12 protein-coding genes are annotated in these 15,228 nt (G+C 57.4%); 8 read left to right on the forward strand and 4 right to left on the reverse strand.

Going from position 1 to position 15,228, the window contains the following annotated elements; translation table 11 throughout:
- Positions 1–13 precede the first annotated feature (13 nt).
- The 4 genes from AC2FIM_RS07655 to AC2FIM_RS07670 all read right to left on the reverse strand — a co-directional run bounded on the left by AC2FIM_RS07655 (position 14) and on the right by AC2FIM_RS07670 (position 4,504).
- A complete protein-coding gene (locus AC2FIM_RS07655) occupies positions 14–1,354 on the reverse strand; it encodes an alpha-glucosidase/alpha-galactosidase (RefSeq protein WP_496708031.1) in 1,341 nt (446 codons plus the stop codon).
- Positions 1,355–1,376: 22 nt separating this feature from the next.
- Entirely contained in the window at positions 1,377–2,225 is an 849-nt protein-coding gene (locus AC2FIM_RS07660; protein WP_142636166.1) for a carbohydrate ABC transporter permease, read from the reverse strand.
- A gap of 1 nt (position 2,226) precedes the next feature.
- Positions 2,227–3,150, reverse strand: a complete 924-nt coding sequence (locus AC2FIM_RS07665) for a carbohydrate ABC transporter permease (RefSeq protein WP_142636168.1) — start codon at positions 3,148–3,150, stop codon at positions 2,227–2,229.
- 94 nt (positions 3,151–3,244) lie between these two features.
- Positions 3,245–4,504, reverse strand: a complete 1,260-nt coding sequence (locus AC2FIM_RS07670; protein WP_496677194.1) for an ABC transporter substrate-binding protein — start codon at positions 4,502–4,504, stop codon at positions 3,245–3,247.
- 140 nt (positions 4,505–4,644) lie between these two features.
- Between AC2FIM_RS07670 and AC2FIM_RS07675 the strand changes: the two genes are divergently transcribed.
- From AC2FIM_RS07675 to AC2FIM_RS07710, 8 genes are all read left to right on the forward strand, one after another.
- Positions 4,645–5,451 (forward strand): IclR family transcriptional regulator, encoded by an 807-nt coding sequence (locus AC2FIM_RS07675; protein WP_496677192.1) that lies wholly within the window; start codon positions 4,645–4,647, stop codon positions 5,449–5,451.
- Positions 5,448–6,506, forward strand: a complete 1,059-nt coding sequence (locus AC2FIM_RS07680) for an ABC transporter ATP-binding protein (protein WP_496677189.1) — start codon at positions 5,448–5,450, stop codon at positions 6,504–6,506. Before AC2FIM_RS07675 ends, AC2FIM_RS07680 begins: the two co-directional genes overlap by 4 nt.
- A gap of 159 nt (positions 6,507–6,665) precedes the next feature.
- Positions 6,666–7,625 carry a dihydrodipicolinate synthase family protein gene (locus AC2FIM_RS07685; protein ID WP_281995060.1) on the forward strand — a complete coding sequence of 320 codons (960 nt, stop codon included), beginning with the start codon at positions 6,666–6,668 and terminating at the stop codon, positions 7,623–7,625.
- Positions 7,616–8,548: a 4-hydroxyproline epimerase gene (locus tag AC2FIM_RS07690; protein ID WP_496677183.1), complete on the forward strand. Its 933-nt coding sequence runs from the start codon at positions 7,616–7,618 to the stop codon at positions 8,546–8,548. The genes AC2FIM_RS07685 and AC2FIM_RS07690 overlap by 10 nt, the downstream gene beginning before the upstream one ends.
- Positions 8,545–9,783, forward strand: coding sequence for an NAD(P)/FAD-dependent oxidoreductase (locus AC2FIM_RS07695; RefSeq protein ID WP_496677180.1), 1,239 nt, complete (start codon positions 8,545–8,547; stop codon positions 9,781–9,783). Before AC2FIM_RS07690 ends, AC2FIM_RS07695 begins: the two co-directional genes overlap by 4 nt.
- A gap of 11 nt (positions 9,784–9,794) precedes the next feature.
- Positions 9,795–10,820 carry a trans-3-hydroxy-L-proline dehydratase gene (locus tag AC2FIM_RS07700; protein WP_496677177.1) on the forward strand — a complete coding sequence of 342 codons (1,026 nt, stop codon included), beginning with the start codon at positions 9,795–9,797 and terminating at the stop codon, positions 10,818–10,820.
- Between the two features lie 220 nt (positions 10,821–11,040).
- Complete coding sequence (locus tag AC2FIM_RS07705; protein ID WP_271948771.1) at positions 11,041–13,257, forward strand: NADP-dependent isocitrate dehydrogenase; 2,217 nt, start codon at positions 11,041–11,043, stop codon at positions 13,255–13,257.
- A gap of 604 nt (positions 13,258–13,861) precedes the next feature.
- Positions 13,862–15,184 carry an alginate O-acetyltransferase AlgX-related protein gene (locus AC2FIM_RS07710; RefSeq protein ID WP_496731862.1) on the forward strand — a complete coding sequence of 441 codons (1,323 nt, stop codon included), beginning with the start codon at positions 13,862–13,864 and terminating at the stop codon, positions 15,182–15,184.
- Positions 15,185–15,228: the final 44 nt, after the last annotated feature.

Consider the following 15,228-nt stretch of genomic DNA (forward strand, 5'->3'; position numbering starts at 1 on the left):
CTTTAATATTTGGTCATGCCGCTTTGGCCGGTTTGCACCAGTCTGGCAACCAATCCGCATGCGCGATCAAAAGATCGCTGACCAGATTACGGATCTGGCGCAGGTCGAGCTCGGCGGCTGTGTGTGGGTCCATCATGGCGGCGTGGTAAATGTATTCGGGGTTCTGGTCGGTCAGCGCCCGCACGGTCAGTTCCTGCACGTTGATCTGGGTGCGCATCAGCGCAATCAGCTGCGGTGGGATGTCGGTCACGACCGAGGGTTGCACCCCGTTGCTGTCCACCAGGCATGGCGTTTCCACAGCAGCCCCCAAGGGCAGTTGCGGGATCTGGCCGGAATTGGGCAGGTTGCCATAGGCGGTGTAGGGCGTATTGGTCACGATGGCGTTCATCAGGTCCGCCGCGAATTCGTGGCTGCGGCACACCTCAACCGCACGCCCGTCGGTCAGGGTCTTGGCCTGTTCTTTCCAGTCCTCGACCTGCTCGACGCAGCGGGTGGGATATTCATCCAGTGGGATCGAGAACTGCTCGATCAGATCGTCGCGCCCGTCCTTGATGAACCAGGGCACATATTCGGCCAGATGTTCCGAGCTTTCGGTGCAGAAATAGCCCAGATGATCCATCACTTCGTATCGGACCTTGTTGGGGCAGCGTGGCATCAAAAGGGGCGGTTTCGGCAGCTGTCCACCGGCATATCCCTGTCGGAGCGCAGGATAGAGATCGCGGCCCCGATGCTCGAGCTTGAGGAAGAAAGCCACATGGTTGACGCCTGCGACCTTATAGCGAAACTCGTGCTTGGGCAGGTCCAGATCATGGGCCAGTTCCTCGACCGTATTTTGCACCGAATGGCACAGGCCGACATGTTTCAATGTCGGAAACCGTTCGGCCAAAGCCCACGTGTTGATCGCCATCGGGTTCACATATTGCAACAGCGTCGCGTTGGGGCAGAGCTGCATCATGTCCTGGGCCACGTCCCACAGGACCGGAACGGTGCGTAACCCGCGCATGATCCCTCCTACGCCCAGCGTATCGGCGATGGTCTGACGCAGGCCATATTGCTTGGGGATCTCGAAGTCAGTCACTGTGCAGGGGTCATACCCTCCGATCTGAAAGGCGGTAATCACGAAATCCGCCCCCTCCAATGCGGCGCGTCGATCGGTGTGGGTGGTTATGGTGGCCCCCGTGCCGACCGAGCGCACCATGGCGCGGGCCACGGATTCGCTCTCAGCCAGGCGCTGTGTGTCGATATCCATTAAGGCAAAATGGCTGTCGGCCAGGGCGGGGGTCAAAAGGGCATCGCCCACGATATTGCGCATGAAGATCGTGGAACCGGCCCCGATAAAAGTGATTTTGGTCATCAGGCAAACCTTTAGCTTGATGTTATTTCACGGCACCGAGTGTCAGGCCCGCGATAAAATGTTTCTGCATCAGAAAGAACATGGCAACCGGCGGCAGCGCCGCGACAATGGAACCGGCACTCATCAGCTGATAGGCGGCGCGGAACTGCGCGTTAAAGCTGGTGATCCCTGCGGTTACAGGCTGGCTCTCAGCACCTTGCGTCAGCACTACAGCCCAGAAATAGTCGTTCCATATGAAGGTAAAGATCAGCACACTGAGCGCCGCAATGGCGGGCTTCATCAGCGGCAGCACCACGTACCAGAAGATACGCCATTCACTGATCCCTTCGACCCGCGCCGCCTCGATCAGTTCAAAGGGCAGGGCGCGGATGAAATTCCGCATGAACAGGGTGCAAAACCCGGTCTGGAACGCGATGTGGAACAAGACCAGCCCGGTCTTGGTGTTGTACAGGCCCAGGTCCAGCGTCAGGTCGCGCACGGGCACCATGAGGATTTGGAAAGGCACGAAATTGCCCGCTACGAACAGGAAGAAGATCCAAAGGTTCGATTTGAATTTGTAGATGCCGAGTGCAAACCCCGTCATGCTACTGAGCGCGACGCACCCGATGACCGTGGGAACGGTGATCAGGAAGGAATTCATCAGATAGCGCGGCATATCCGAATTGAAAAACACCTGCCCGTAGTTGAATGCGCCCTCAAAGCTGGACGGCATCCCCCAGTAGTTGGCATTGGTGAAATCCGCGGCGGGTTTGACCGAGAACAGGGCGACGGCCAGCAGCGGCCCGAGCCACAAAAGCAAGGCCAGCGGCAGCAACGCCTGATAGGTGATCTGCGCTGCACGAGGTTGTTTTTCGATTGGCTTGGGAAACATCTCAGTGCCCCCTTTCTTCGCGGTACATTGACCACAGGAAATAACCGATGAAACACAGCATGATCAGGAACAGGATCACCGCGATAGCCGCGCCATATCCCATGCGGAATCCGTATTCGGACAAGGCGACCTCGAACATGTAATAGGCCAGCACGCGCGATGATCCGAACGGACCGCCCTGTGTCATGATTGAGATCAGGTCAAAGCTGCGAAGCGCACCAATGATGGTGACGACAAAGGCAATGAAGGTGGCGGGGCGCAGTTGCGGCAGGATGATATGCCACAACATCCGCCAGCTCTTGGCACCGTCCAGCCGCCCGGCTTCGATTTGTTCGGGGTCCACGGCGTTGAGGCCGGTCAGGTACAGGATCATGCAATAGGCGGTTTGTGGCCAGAGGCCAGCAAAGATGATGCCATAGGTGACGAAACGCTCGTCGCCCAGCACGTTCACCGGGCCCATGCCAAAGAATCCGAGGAATTCGTTCAACAGGCCGAATGTGGGGTCATAGAACCATGTGAACACTAGGCCAACGACCACCTGAGAAATCACGAAGGGGAAGAAAAACAGGGATTTATACAGGCGGATGCCCCAGACCGTCTGGTTCAGGAACAGCGCAATGAACAGACCCGCCGGAATCGCCGCCAGATAGAGCAGCAGCCAGATCAGGTTGTTTTTGAGCGAGATGTAAAAGGCATCCCGGTCCGACCATTCCCAGTACAGGTCTTCATAATTGCGAAAGCCGACATATTCGGCAGCCCCCAGGCCGTCCCATTCGTAAAGCGACAGGTTGAAGGACTGAAAGACCGGAATGATCACATAGACCATAAAGAACAACAGGCCTGGGGCCAAAAATAACCAGGGCGCGATGCGCTGTTGGTTTCGGTGGAACCAGCTTTCTTGTTCGTGGGTATCGACGGCGGTCATGGGCGTCCCCGGTTCTGGTAGGCGGAGTAAGGCGGGTTGATACCCGCCTTACGCAGGTCATGGCTCAGGATTGGCTTTGCCAATCCTGACCGGTTCAGTTGTCGTAGATGCGCTGACGCGCCCGTTCGAGTTTGGCCAGGATTTTGTCCGCATTGTCTGGCTTGACCATGAATTCCTGGAAGCCTTCCATCGACGCCTTGGCCATTTCTGCCGGTGCGTCGCGGTCCCAGAACTGGGCGACTCCGCCCGGGCTGTTTGACGACAGCATGGTAAAGCCCTGCTGCAGGAACTTGTCGGCATCTACCGAGGACTGAGCATTGACCGGCAACTGGCCGAGATTCGAGCCATTGTTGATCTCGGTCTGTTCATCCGCAGACACAACGAAGCGCAGGAATTCACGGGCGGCTTCTTTGTTCGCCGCGTTTGACGGGATGTGGAACGTGTCGGTCGGTGCATCTTCGGCCAGTTCGACATCGGGGTTGATGGCAACAAACTGGTAGAAGTCCAGCTGGTCGTCACTCAGGCCCGCCTCACGCAGCGGCGCCACGGCGAAGTTGCCCATCAGATAAGCCGCCGCATCACCGTTGACCATGAAGGGCAGAGCTTCTTGCCAGCTATAGGTCTGGTGGTTGTCGATGAAGGCACCCATATCGATCAGCTGCTTCCAGTTGGCGAAGGTCTGCTTGACCCGGTCATCCTCCCAGCTGATTTCACCATTGGCCAGCTCGTTGTGGAAGTCATAGCCGTTGGTGCGCATGTTCAGGTAGTCGAACCAGCCACCGGCAGTCCACAGGAACTTGGTGCCGATCGTATAGCAGGCGCGACCGGAATCGACGATCTTTTGGCAATTCGCCAGCTCTTCTTCCCAGGTTGCGGGCTCGGTCAGACCCAACTCGTCAAAGATGTCTTTGCGGTAATAAACGCCCCACTGATAGTAGGTGTAGGGCACGCCCCATTGTTTGCCGTCGATCGTCATCGCACCTTTGGTTGAGGCCAGATTGTCCGCAATCGCAGGTTCCGCCCACAGGTCCGAGACGTCTTCGAACAGGCCAGCCTCGACATAGGGTTTCATCCGATTCGCCGCGTACCACGTGGCGACATCCGGCGTATCCGCAGTCAAGAAGTTGCGGATCTGGGTTTTGTAGGCCTCGCGGTCGATCACCGTTGTCTCGATGGCCAAATCCGGATGCTGTTGCTGAAATCTGTCGATCATTGCTTCCATCGTGGCCCGGGGTGCCGGGTTCGATGTGTCCAGGAATATCCGCAATTCGCCGGTAAGCTCGGCAGAGGCGGGAACAGCAAGTGCAACGCTCATGGCCAGAGCGGCCGTGGTGCGCTTGTAGATGGAATGCATGGTTTCCTCCCTTAGCTTCCATTTTAGTTCCATATATTGGAACTTAGTTTTATATGTTGAAAACTACACATCGACTCGGTTAGTCTTGTCAAGACCCTCTTGGCTGAGGCCGAAGGTTAACTGGAGGAGACAGAGCGCCCGTGGCAGGTGATGGAACGATAGGGAAAGCATGTGACGTGCTTGATCAGGTGGCCGCGTTTCAGCGGCCGGTTCGCTTTGCGGAACTGCTGGAAAGCAGCCGCTTTCCCAAGGCAACGCTCTATCGGTTTCTGCAATCCCTGACCAATCAGGGGATGTTGTCCTATGACCCGGATAGGCAGACCTATGCACCGGGTTTGAGGCTGGTTCGGCTGGCCCATGCGGCGTGGACGCAAAGCTCACTGGCGCCGATTGCCAGGCCTTTTCTCGATACGCTCAGCGGTGAAACGGGCGAGACTGTGCATCTGGCGCAGCTCGATTCTGGTCAGGTTCTGTATGTCGATAAGCGCAATGCCGCCCAGCCGGTTGAGATGTATTCCCAGGCGGGCAAGGTCGGACCGGCCTATTGTACGGGTGTGGGCAAGGCGATGATGGCCTTTCTGGATGAGGCCGAGCTGAACAAGGTGATCTCACAGCAAAGCTTTCACCGGTTTACGGAAAAGACCCTAGCTTCGGAAGCTGCGCTGCGGTCCGATCTGGAACTGATCCGCAGCCGGGGCTACGCCCTGGATGATGAAGAACACGAGACGGGGATCATTTGTGTTGCCTGCCCGATCCGAACGCCGGGCGGGCGGATGCTGGGTGCTATATCGGTGACCGGCTCGACCGAGCGGATGAATTTCGACCAGCTCGAGGCTTGGATTCCCCGCGTGCGCCGGGTGGCCGATCAAATCGCGGCCGAAGCTCAGGCCTGGCGGTTCCCTGAAACACGCCCCGATGGCCAGAAGGACAGGATACAAGCGACATGACCGGAGTAACTCTGAACCAAACGATTAAGCGGTATGGCCAGACACAGGTGATTCACGGGATCGACCTCGAAATCGAGGATGGTGAATTCTGTGTCTTTGTCGGCCCATCAGGATGTGGGAAGTCCACCTTGTTGCGGATGATCGCAGGGCTTGAGGAAACGACCGAGGGCCAAATTCACATCGGCGCGCGCGAGGTGACACATCAGGACCCTGCGAAACGGGGCGTGGCGATGGTGTTCCAGACCTATGCCCTGTACCCGCATATGACTGTGGCCGAGAATATGGGGTTTGGCCTGCGGATGAACGGCGTGGCAAAATCCGAGATCGACAGGAAGGTTCAGGAAGCCTCGGGTATCCTGAAGCTGGACCAGTATCTGAAACGCAAACCCAAGGCTCTGTCGGGTGGTCAGCGTCAACGCGTTGCCATCGGGCGTGCGATTGTGCGCGGCCCCGAGGTGTTTCTGTTCGATGAACCTCTGTCCAACCTGGACGCCGAATTGCGCGTTGAGATGCGTGTGGAAATTGCCCGGCTTCACAATGAAATTGGCGCGACCATGATCTATGTGACTCACGATCAGGTCGAGGCGATGACCATGGCCGATAAGATCGTGGTGCTGCGCGATGGTCGGATCGAACAGGTTGGTGCGCCGATGGATCTGTATCGGGATCCAGATAACAAGTTTGTAGCAGGGTTCATTGGCTCGCCTGCCATGAATTTTCTGGATTGCGACATCGTTGATGGTCAGGTGACTCATCCGGCGATCACTCAGCCTCTGCCTGTCCCAGCATCGGTTCCTTTGGGTCTGTCTCGGGTCACGCTGGGTATCCGCCCGGAACATATTCAGGTTGATCGGTCAGGCGATACCTGCACCGTTGATCTGACCGAGGCGCTTGGTGGCGTCAGCTATTCCTATTTGCTGACATCGAATGGCGACAAGCTGATCGTTGAAGAGCGCGAAGACGAGCGCAGTAAGCAGGGTACACGCATCGGTATTTCGATCCGCCCGGAACGCACCATGCTGTTTGATCCTGAAACCGGCCTGCGGTTGAGATAATCGCCGTTTAGACGGTCAAAAACACCCGCGTCAGACAAAAGGTCCAACGCGGGCTTTTTGCGTCGAATTATATATGGATTTTGTATCCAATATCCGTTATCGCGTGAAAACGGGCGCCTGACGCCTATCTGGACCCCTGTAACTAGAGGATAGCACCGTATGTCGACCAATGTATTTAGCGGTACGATGCCCGCGCTCATGACCCCTTGCTCGGCGGATAGGCAGCCGGATTTCAACGCACTTGTTCGGAAGGGCAAGCAAATGATCGACGCAGGCATGTCTGCGGTTGTCTATTGCGGATCCATGGGCGACTGGCCGCTTTTGACGGATGCACAGCGCATGGAAGGGGTGGAACGTCTGGTGGATGCCGGGTTGCCGGTTGTGGTCGGAACCGGGGCAATCAACACCAAATCCGCCGAGGCCCACGCAGCACATGCGCAAAAGGTCGGCGCTGTCGGGTTGATGGTCATTCCCCGGGTTCTGTCCCGAGGGAGCTCATCAACTGCGCAAAAGAACCATTTCAAGGCAATCCTGTCTGCTGCGCCGGACGTGCCGGCAATTATCTACAACAGCCCATATTATGGTTTCGCAACAAAGGCTGATCTGTTCTTTGCCCTGCGCGCCGAACACCCTAACCTCATTGGGTTCAAGGAATTCGGAGGCAAGGACGATCTGCGCTATGCAGCGGAAAACATCACCAGTCAGGATGATGATGTGACGTTGATGGTGGGTGTGGACACCGAGGTTTACCACGGTTTCGTCAACTGTGGTGCAACCGGGTCGATCACCGGGATCGGAACGGCCCTCCCACGTGAGGCGTTGCTGTTGGCTGCGCTTTCTCAAAAGGCCGCGCGGGGCGATGCCGAAGCCCGGTTACGGGCGCAAGAACTGACCGAGGCCATTCAGGTGCTGTCCAGTTTTGATGAGGGTCCGGATCTTGTGCTGTATTACAAGCATCTTCTGGTGTTGAACGGGGAAGAGGAATACCGCCTGCATTTCAATGAAACTGATGCCCTGACAGATGCACAGCGGAATTATTGCGAACAGCAATACGCGTTGTTTGGGGCTTGGTTCGCCGATTGGTTGAAACAAGGTGGGGTGATCGCAGAATGCATGTGATCGACAGCCACACCGGAGGAGAACCGACCCGGGTCATCCTCGATGGCGCACCAGATCTGGGCTCTGGCCCTCTGGCTGAACGCGCCCGGCGGCTGGACACCGAATACAGGGATTTCTATCGTTCGGTCATGCTTGAACCGCGCGGACAACCGGCCATGGTCGCGGCCTTGTTGGTGGAACCGGTTGATCCAACCTGTGTCACCGGCGTGATCTATTTTGATGTCGATGCTGTTTTGGGAATGTGCGGCCACGGAACCATTGGCCTGACCGTGACGCTGGCGCATCTTGGTCGGATCGATGTTGGAATACATCGGATCGAAACGCCAGCCGGAGTTGTCACGGTCGAGCTGCACGATGCAAATACTGTCACGGTCACGAATATCGAAAGCCGCCGCGTTCACAGCGACATTTCACTTCATGTGCCCGGTTTCGGTGAGGTTGCAGGGGATGTGGCCTATGGTGGAAACTGGTTCTTTATCGTCGATCCAAGCCCGCTTTCCGTCATTCCGGCCAATATTCTGGAACTGACCGATAGGGCCGTTGCTATCCGCAAAGCCTCGATCGCGCAGGGGGTTGGCGGCGAGAAGGGTGAACCGATTGACCATGTAATCTTTCAGGACGCATCGCCCGAGCACGCGATTCACAGCCGCAACTTTGTTCTGTGCCCGGATGACAATTACGACCGGTCGCCCTGTGGCACCGGCAGCTCTGCTCGGCTGGCCTGTCTGGCCGCTGAGGGTCTATTGGCCCCGGGGGAGGAAATCGTCCAGCAAAGTGTGATCGGCAGCACCTATCGCTTGTCCTATCAGGCTGGGTCCAATGGCGGTGTCATCCCCTCGATCACCGGGCAGGCCTATGTCATGGCGGAGTCGCGGTTGATTTTTGAAGCGGCTGATCCATTCCGTTCGGGGATTGAGGTATGACCCAGCAGATCGTCGTCATCGGAGCTGGTGTGATTGGCATGACCATTGCGCTGGAACTACAGCGCCGGGGTCATGCCGTGTTGGTCCTGGACAAGGAAGGCGTCGCCGCGCAGACCTCGGCCGGAAATGCCGGGGCCTTTGCTTTTTCCGAGGTTGAGCCTCTGGCAACGCCCGGCATCATGAAAAAGGCACCGAAGTGGCTGCTGGACCCGTTGGGGCCGTTGTCGATCCCGCCTGCATATGCATTGCAGATTGCGCCCTGGATGTACCGTTTCTGGCGCGCGAGCCAGCCCGGTCGCTATGCCGAGCTGTTGGCCGCTCAGGCCAGCCTCATGCAACTGTCCAGTGCCGCGCTTGAACGGTTGATCCCAGCGGTTGACGGCGAGGCGATGATGCAGCGCGACGGTCAGATGCAGCTCTATGAATCCGAGGCCGAATACCGTGCAAGCCTGCCCGCCTGGGAGGTGCGCCGCCAGCATGGTATCGACTTTGAACTGCTGGAAAGCCCCGAGGCGATTGCCGAAAAACAGCCGGGTCTCAGTCCTCGGTTCACTCATGCGGGATTTACGCCCAACTGGTTGAATACTGTTGATCCCAAGAAATGGGTCGAGCGCCTTGCCCAGACCTTTCAAAACCGGCAAGGCCGGATCGAGCGGCGCGATATTCAGGCGTTGGTGCCACAGCAAAGTGGCATGCGCCTTGAAACGGCGGAAGGGCCCGTGGACGCGACGAAAGTGGTCGTGGCTGCCGGCGCATGGTCGCATCATATCGCCCGAACTCTTGGTGACCGATTCCCGCTTGAAACCGAGCGTGGATACAACACGACCCTGCCCGAAGGTGCATTTGATCTGCGGATGCACCTGTCCTTCTGGCGGCATGGGTTCGTTGCCAGCCGGATCAACAATGGCGTCAGGATCGGCGGCGCGGTCGAGTTGGGCGGTCTGAACCTCGCCCCCAATTTCAAACGAGCCGACACGTTATTGCACAAAGCCGAAGAGTTTCTACCCGGCCTCAAGACCGAAGGAGGCACGCAATGGATGGGGTTCCGGCCGTCGATGCCTGACAGCATCCCGGTCATCGGTGTTTCTCCAAATGCGTCTGGCGTGTTCTATGCGTTCGGCCATGGGCATCTTGGGCTGACCCAATCCGCAGGCACGGCCGAACTTGTTGGGGCCATGGTTGACCGTCAGGCCCCCCCGATTTCGCCAGCCCCCTTTGCTGCTGGCCGGTTCTGAGGGAGGGGGTCGTGCGCAGTAACAAAACTCTCCATGTGATCTCTGCCCATGCCGAGGGCGAGGTTGGCGACGTCATCGTTGGCGGTGTTCTTCCGCCTCCCGGCAACACCTTGTGGGAGCAGCGATCCTTCATTGCCCGCGACCAGTCCCTGCGCAACTTTGTCCTGAACGAACCGCGCGGAGGCGTGTTTCGCCATGTGAACCTGTTGGTGCCGCCCAAACATCCGAAGGCAGATGCAGGCTTCATTATCATGGAGCCCGAAGACACACCGCCCATGTCTGGTTCAAACTCGATCTGCGTGGCCACCGTGCTGCTGGATAGCGGGATCATTCCGATGCAGGAACCGGTTACACATCTGACGCTTGAGGCACCGAGTGGGCTGGTCCCGGTGCGCGCCGAATGCCGGAATGGAAAGGCTGAGCGCATATTTGTGCAGAACCTGCCCAGCTTTGCAGACCGGCTCGCCGTTCCGCTTGAGGTGCCGGGCCTTGGCACCCTGACCGTGGATACGGCCTATGGGGGCGACAGTTTCGTGGTGGTCGATGCGGCGGCGCTTGGGTTTGATATCGTGCAGGACGAGGCGCGTGACATTGCGCGGCTGGGTGTAGCGATCACCAATGCGGCCAACGAACAAATTGGGTTTACGCATCCCGAAAACCCGGACTGGAATCACATTTCCTTCTGCGCTTTTTGTGGCCCGACCGAGCGGGTCGCAAATGGCCTGCGCGGAAAATCCGCCGTGGCGATCCAGCCGGGCAAAGTTGATCGGTCCCCTACCGGTACCGCAGTTTCTGCCCGTATGGCCTTGATGGCCGCCAAGGGAGAAATGGCAGTCGGGCAAACTTTCCAGGCGGTTTCGATCATCGGTTCGTCTTTCACCGGACAGATCGTCGAGGCCACAACGATCGGGGGGCGTGCCGCGATCATTCCCGAGATCAGTGGCCGCGGATGGATTACCGGTACACATCAACACATGCTTGACCCGGACGATCCCTGGCCGGGCGGATATAAGCTCAGCGATACCTGGGGCGTCTGAATTTTGCCCATTGGCAAGCAGTTTTGATGATTTTCCGCAAACCGTGTCAAAATGCGCGGTCTCTGGCGATTGATCCCAAGCCAAACGTCATTTAAGGGAGGCCCTGTCAATACAGAGTCATCCCGGGACGGCAGTCTTGTTACGTCCCTTACGCGCCACGCCGATGTGGCCCCAACTCTTGGATCGCACGCCCCGAAAGGCTTAAAAAAGGTAAAAGAATATGGCAGATAAATCGAACTTCGACATATTGTATACCATTGTAGACGAAGCGCCCGAGCTGGCCAGCGCCTCATTCCTGCCCATCATTCGAAAGTTTGCATCCGCCGCCGGTGTCAGCGTCGGAACCAAGGATATTTCACTTGCTGGGCGGATTATTTCGACCTTCCCCGAAAAGCTGACAGATGCGCAGCGCATCACCGATGATCTGGCCGCATTGGGTGAGTTGGTGACGACACCCGATGCCAATGTGATCAAGCTGCCCAACATCTCGGCCTCGGTGCCGCAGCTGGTGGCCGCCGTCGAAGAGCTGCAAGCACAGGGTTATGACATCCCGAGCTATCCCGAAGAACCTGCGACTGACGAAGAAAAAGCGATCCGCGCGCGGTATGATGCCATCAAGGGTTCGGCTGTGAACCCGGTTCTGCGCGAAGGTAACAGCGACCGTCGCGCCGCGCGCGCCGTCAAGAATTATGCCCAGAAGAACCCGCATTCGATGGGTACATGGGCCGCTGACAGCAAGACTAAAGTCTCGTCCATGTCCGGCAATGATTTCTACGCGAACGAGAAATCGGCCACCATCACTGCGGCGCAAGCCGGTGACGCCAAAATCGAATTTGTCGGACAAGACGGCAGTACTACGGTTCTGAAAGACGGCTGGCCGCTGGCCGAGGGCACCGTTGCCGATGCGACCTTCATGTCCGTCAATGCGCTGTCGTCTTTCCTGGCCGAGGCCATCGAAGGCACCAAAAAAGACGGCACCATGTTCTCGCTTCACCTGAAGGCCACAATGATGAAGGTCAGCGACCCGATCATCTTCGGCTATGCGGTCAAGGCGTGGCTTGCCCCGGTATTCGAGGCCTATGGCGCTGAACTGGATGCGCTGGGTGTGAACCCGAACTCGGGTCTGGGCGATCTGCTGGAGCGGGTTGCAGGCAACGCCGATATCATGGCCGCCATTGACGCGATCAAGGGCGACCGCCCGTCCATGTATATGGTTGACAGCGACAAGGGTATCACCAACCTGCACGTGCCGTCTGATGTGATCATCGACGCCTCGATGCCTGCCGTGATCCGTGCTGGTGGCAAGGGTTGGGACGAAACAGGGTCGAAAGGTGACACCAACTGCGTGATCCCGGACCGTTGTTATGCGTCTATTTATGATGAATCCGTCAAGTTCTTCAAAGCCAATGGCGCGCTGAACCCAGCCACCGTCGGGGCTGTGGCCAATGTGGGTCTGATGGCACAGAAAGCCGAAGAATACGGCAGCCACCCGACAACATTCCAGGCGCCTGCGAATGGGACCATTCGCATCGTGCTGGCCAATGGTGAGACGTTGCACGAGCATGCGGTTGAAAAGGGCGACATCTGGCGTGCCTGCACCGTGAAGAAGGCTCCGATTGAGAACTGGATTCAACTGGCGATGGACCGTCAGCGTCTGACCGGATCCGAGGCGATCTTCTGGCTGGACGCAAACCGTGCCCATGATGCCGAACTGATCAAATCCGTCCAACCCGCACTGGAAGCTGCTGGCGTGGCGGACAAGTTCCAAATCCTGGCACCGCGTGAGGCGACCCGCCAGTCGTTGGAGACCATCACCGCCGGTAACGACAGCATCGCCATCACCGGCAACGTGCTGCGTGACTATCTGACCGACCTGTTCCCGATCCTTGAGTTGGGCACATCGGCCAAGATGCTGTCGATCGTCAAGCTGATGCAGGGCGGCGGATTGTTCGAAACCGGCGCGGGTGGCTCTGCCCCGAAACACGTGCAGCAGTTGGTTGAGGAAAACCACCTGCGCTGGGACTCGATGGGTGAGTTCTGCGCGCTTGGCGAGTCTTTGAATTTCCTAGCCGACAGCAAAGGCAACGCCAAAGCCGGAGTTCTTGGCGCCGCTGCCGAGGCCGCAACGCAGGGCATTCTGGACAACAACAAGTCGCCCAGCCGCAAAGTCGGGCAGCCGGATAACCGCGACAGCCATTACTGGTTCGCGCGCTATTGGGCTGAGGCGCTGGCCGCGCAATCCGATGATGCTGATCTGGCCGCCGAGTTCGCGCCGATTGCTGCAGAGTTGGCCGCGAAAGAACAGCAGATCCTATCCGAACTGGCCAACGCGCAAGGGGCAGCGGCAGATCTGGGTGGTTACTATCACACCAACCCGACCAAGACTGCAGCAGTCATGCGCCCGAGCGCGACACTCAATGGTATCATTGACGGGTAATCCAGGTGCCCTGTCCTGATTTGGGCAGGGTTCTGAACCTGAAGTAAAAACTAAAAAGGGACCGACCCCCAAAGTCAGTCCCTTTTTGAGCGAGTGGGGAGGCCGAAGCCTCTCCGGTGTAGTTGCGTTAACTGTAACAAAACCCTGCTGGCTGGATATTAGGGGTTTCCCGTATATTCATCCGTCTGCTGTGCCGCTGACGATACACCCGCCAAAATCATTGTCCTCCGGCGACGGAAAGGACTATGTCGCCGTACTGAATTCGGGAACAATAGGCCGTACAAGGACGGATTATGCGCGCAATGTGATAGCGCCGTGCGCCCACTAGGCGTTGAAAGAGCGGGTGATTTGCTTTTCGGCATAACGGTGGTAAAAAAATCTGGTTTTTGTTTTGTATTCGAGTGTTGTGTGCTGTGTGTATTTATCCTGTTGTTTTTGAGCGTTTTTCATATTCCAGAGGGTCAGGCGATGCGTCTGCTTCCTGCGCTTTTCAGGCCGCCGCAGAAAAGCTTGCCGATGATACGCAAATCGGTTCAACTGAATTCGCCCGGTTTCGCCGTTAATGACGGCAAATGTCGATATCGGTCGAAAGGGACCAGATGGAATGACTGAAAAAACCCGCAGTTCGCGTTTCGGGTCAATCCTATGTCTGGTCGCCGCTCTCTATTTCTTTGGGGTCGTCGCATATGCACTGGTAAATTCAGCGGAATTTGCCAATGGAACAGCGCGGTTGATCCGATACATACTGGCTCCGGGCGCGATTGGGCTGGCCCTGGCCTTGTGCGCGGCCTTCTTGTCGAACGAAGCCAGGCTGACTGTTGGTTTGAGCGCGGTATCGCTTTTGGCGGCTCTGTTTGCATTTGAGGCCTATCTGACCATCAAAATAATCCCCGGACGCCTAGGGCTAGTCGGATTTGTCGACGATGAGGTAAGCGTCGAAGAATACAAGGAAAACTTGCCTCCGGGCAGGACAATGAAACATGTAAACGATGCGCTGGATACACAACTGCTCGAAACTGCGTATCTGGCCCCCATGCCGGGTGACAAGATGCTATTGTGCTCGGTGTTGGGCGAGCCGGTGACCTACACGCCGGATCGTCTGGGGTTTCGCAATCCACCATCGGTCTATGAAAGCGATGTGAGTGTGATGCTGCTGGGTGACTCGTTTTCCGAGGGGTTCTGCCTGAGAGAGGGTGAGCATCTGGCGGATAAGCTGCGTCAGGGCATGCCGAACCTGCTTAACACCGGCCACAGGGGCATTGGCCCGCTGTATCAACTGGCGGTTTTGGGCCGGTACGGGCCAGAGTTCCAGCCCGACCTCACGCTTTTCTCTTTCTTTGCGGGCAATGACTGGCGCAATCTGGAACGAGAGCTTGAGAAGCCATGGTTGAGCGCAGCACTAGACCCGGCTGTAGATTTTGGCCCGATCGAGCATCCGGACCAGTCGGAATTAACCGCACCGGTGATATCCGGATGGTGGGCAGAGACTACTTTATCCTGGGGCGATTACCTGCGGGCGCAACGGGTGTTCAGAAACTTTCTGGCATTGCAGAAAACGGCCGAGATCCTTGGGATTCACTATCCCAAGGCAACTGATGAAAATCCGGTATTTACCGATGTTCTGATGCGGGCAAAACAGATTACATCAGAATGGGATGGTGAGATTGCCATTGTGTATGTTCCGACGGTCAGCCGCTATATGGGTCTGGTCGCCCAGCCCTTTATCCACGACCCGCTGCGAGTATTGGTGAAAGATGCGGCTGCGCAGGCTGGGCTGGACGTGATAGACTTAACGGATGTTATCGAAATGCAAGAGGATCCGGCATCGTATTATGCGCCGGATTCTCATTTCAACGAAGCAGGCGCAGAACTGGCCGCTCGGGCAATTACAGAGGGGCTGCGCCAACGCAATTTGATAGAACAGTAACGAATTGGTGTGTTTTGCCAGGACCGCGCAACAAGCGCGGTAAA

This window comes from Ruegeria sp. CDSC052 (genome assembly GCF_059610685.1).

Excerpts from the sequence above, each read along its gene's own strand:
- AC2FIM_RS07655 (WP_496708031.1), bottom strand. The coding sequence starts at position 1,354 with ATGACCAAAATCACTTTTATCGGGGCCGGTTCCACGATCTTCATGCGC.
- AC2FIM_RS07660 (WP_142636166.1), bottom strand. The coding sequence starts at position 2,225 with ATGTTTCCCAAGCCAATCGAAAAACAACCTCGTGCAGCGCAGATCACC.
- AC2FIM_RS07665 (WP_142636168.1), bottom strand. The coding sequence starts at position 3,150 with ATGACCGCCGTCGATACCCACGAACAAGAAAGCTGGTTCCACCGAAAC.
- AC2FIM_RS07670 (WP_496677194.1), bottom strand. The coding sequence starts at position 4,504 with ATGCATTCCATCTACAAGCGCACCACGGCCGCTCTGGCCATGAGCGTT.
- AC2FIM_RS07680 (WP_496677189.1), top strand. The coding sequence starts at position 5,448 with ATGACCGGAGTAACTCTGAACCAAACGATTAAGCGGTATGGCCAGACA.
- AC2FIM_RS07685 (WP_281995060.1), top strand. The coding sequence starts at position 6,666 with ATGTCGACCAATGTATTTAGCGGTACGATGCCCGCGCTCATGACCCCT.
- AC2FIM_RS07690 (WP_496677183.1), top strand. The coding sequence starts at position 7,616 with ATGCATGTGATCGACAGCCACACCGGAGGAGAACCGACCCGGGTCATC.
- AC2FIM_RS07695 (WP_496677180.1), top strand. The coding sequence starts at position 8,545 with ATGACCCAGCAGATCGTCGTCATCGGAGCTGGTGTGATTGGCATGACC.
- AC2FIM_RS07705 (WP_271948771.1), top strand. The coding sequence starts at position 11,041 with ATGGCAGATAAATCGAACTTCGACATATTGTATACCATTGTAGACGAA.
- AC2FIM_RS07710 (WP_496731862.1), top strand. The coding sequence starts at position 13,862 with ATGACTGAAAAAACCCGCAGTTCGCGTTTCGGGTCAATCCTATGTCTG.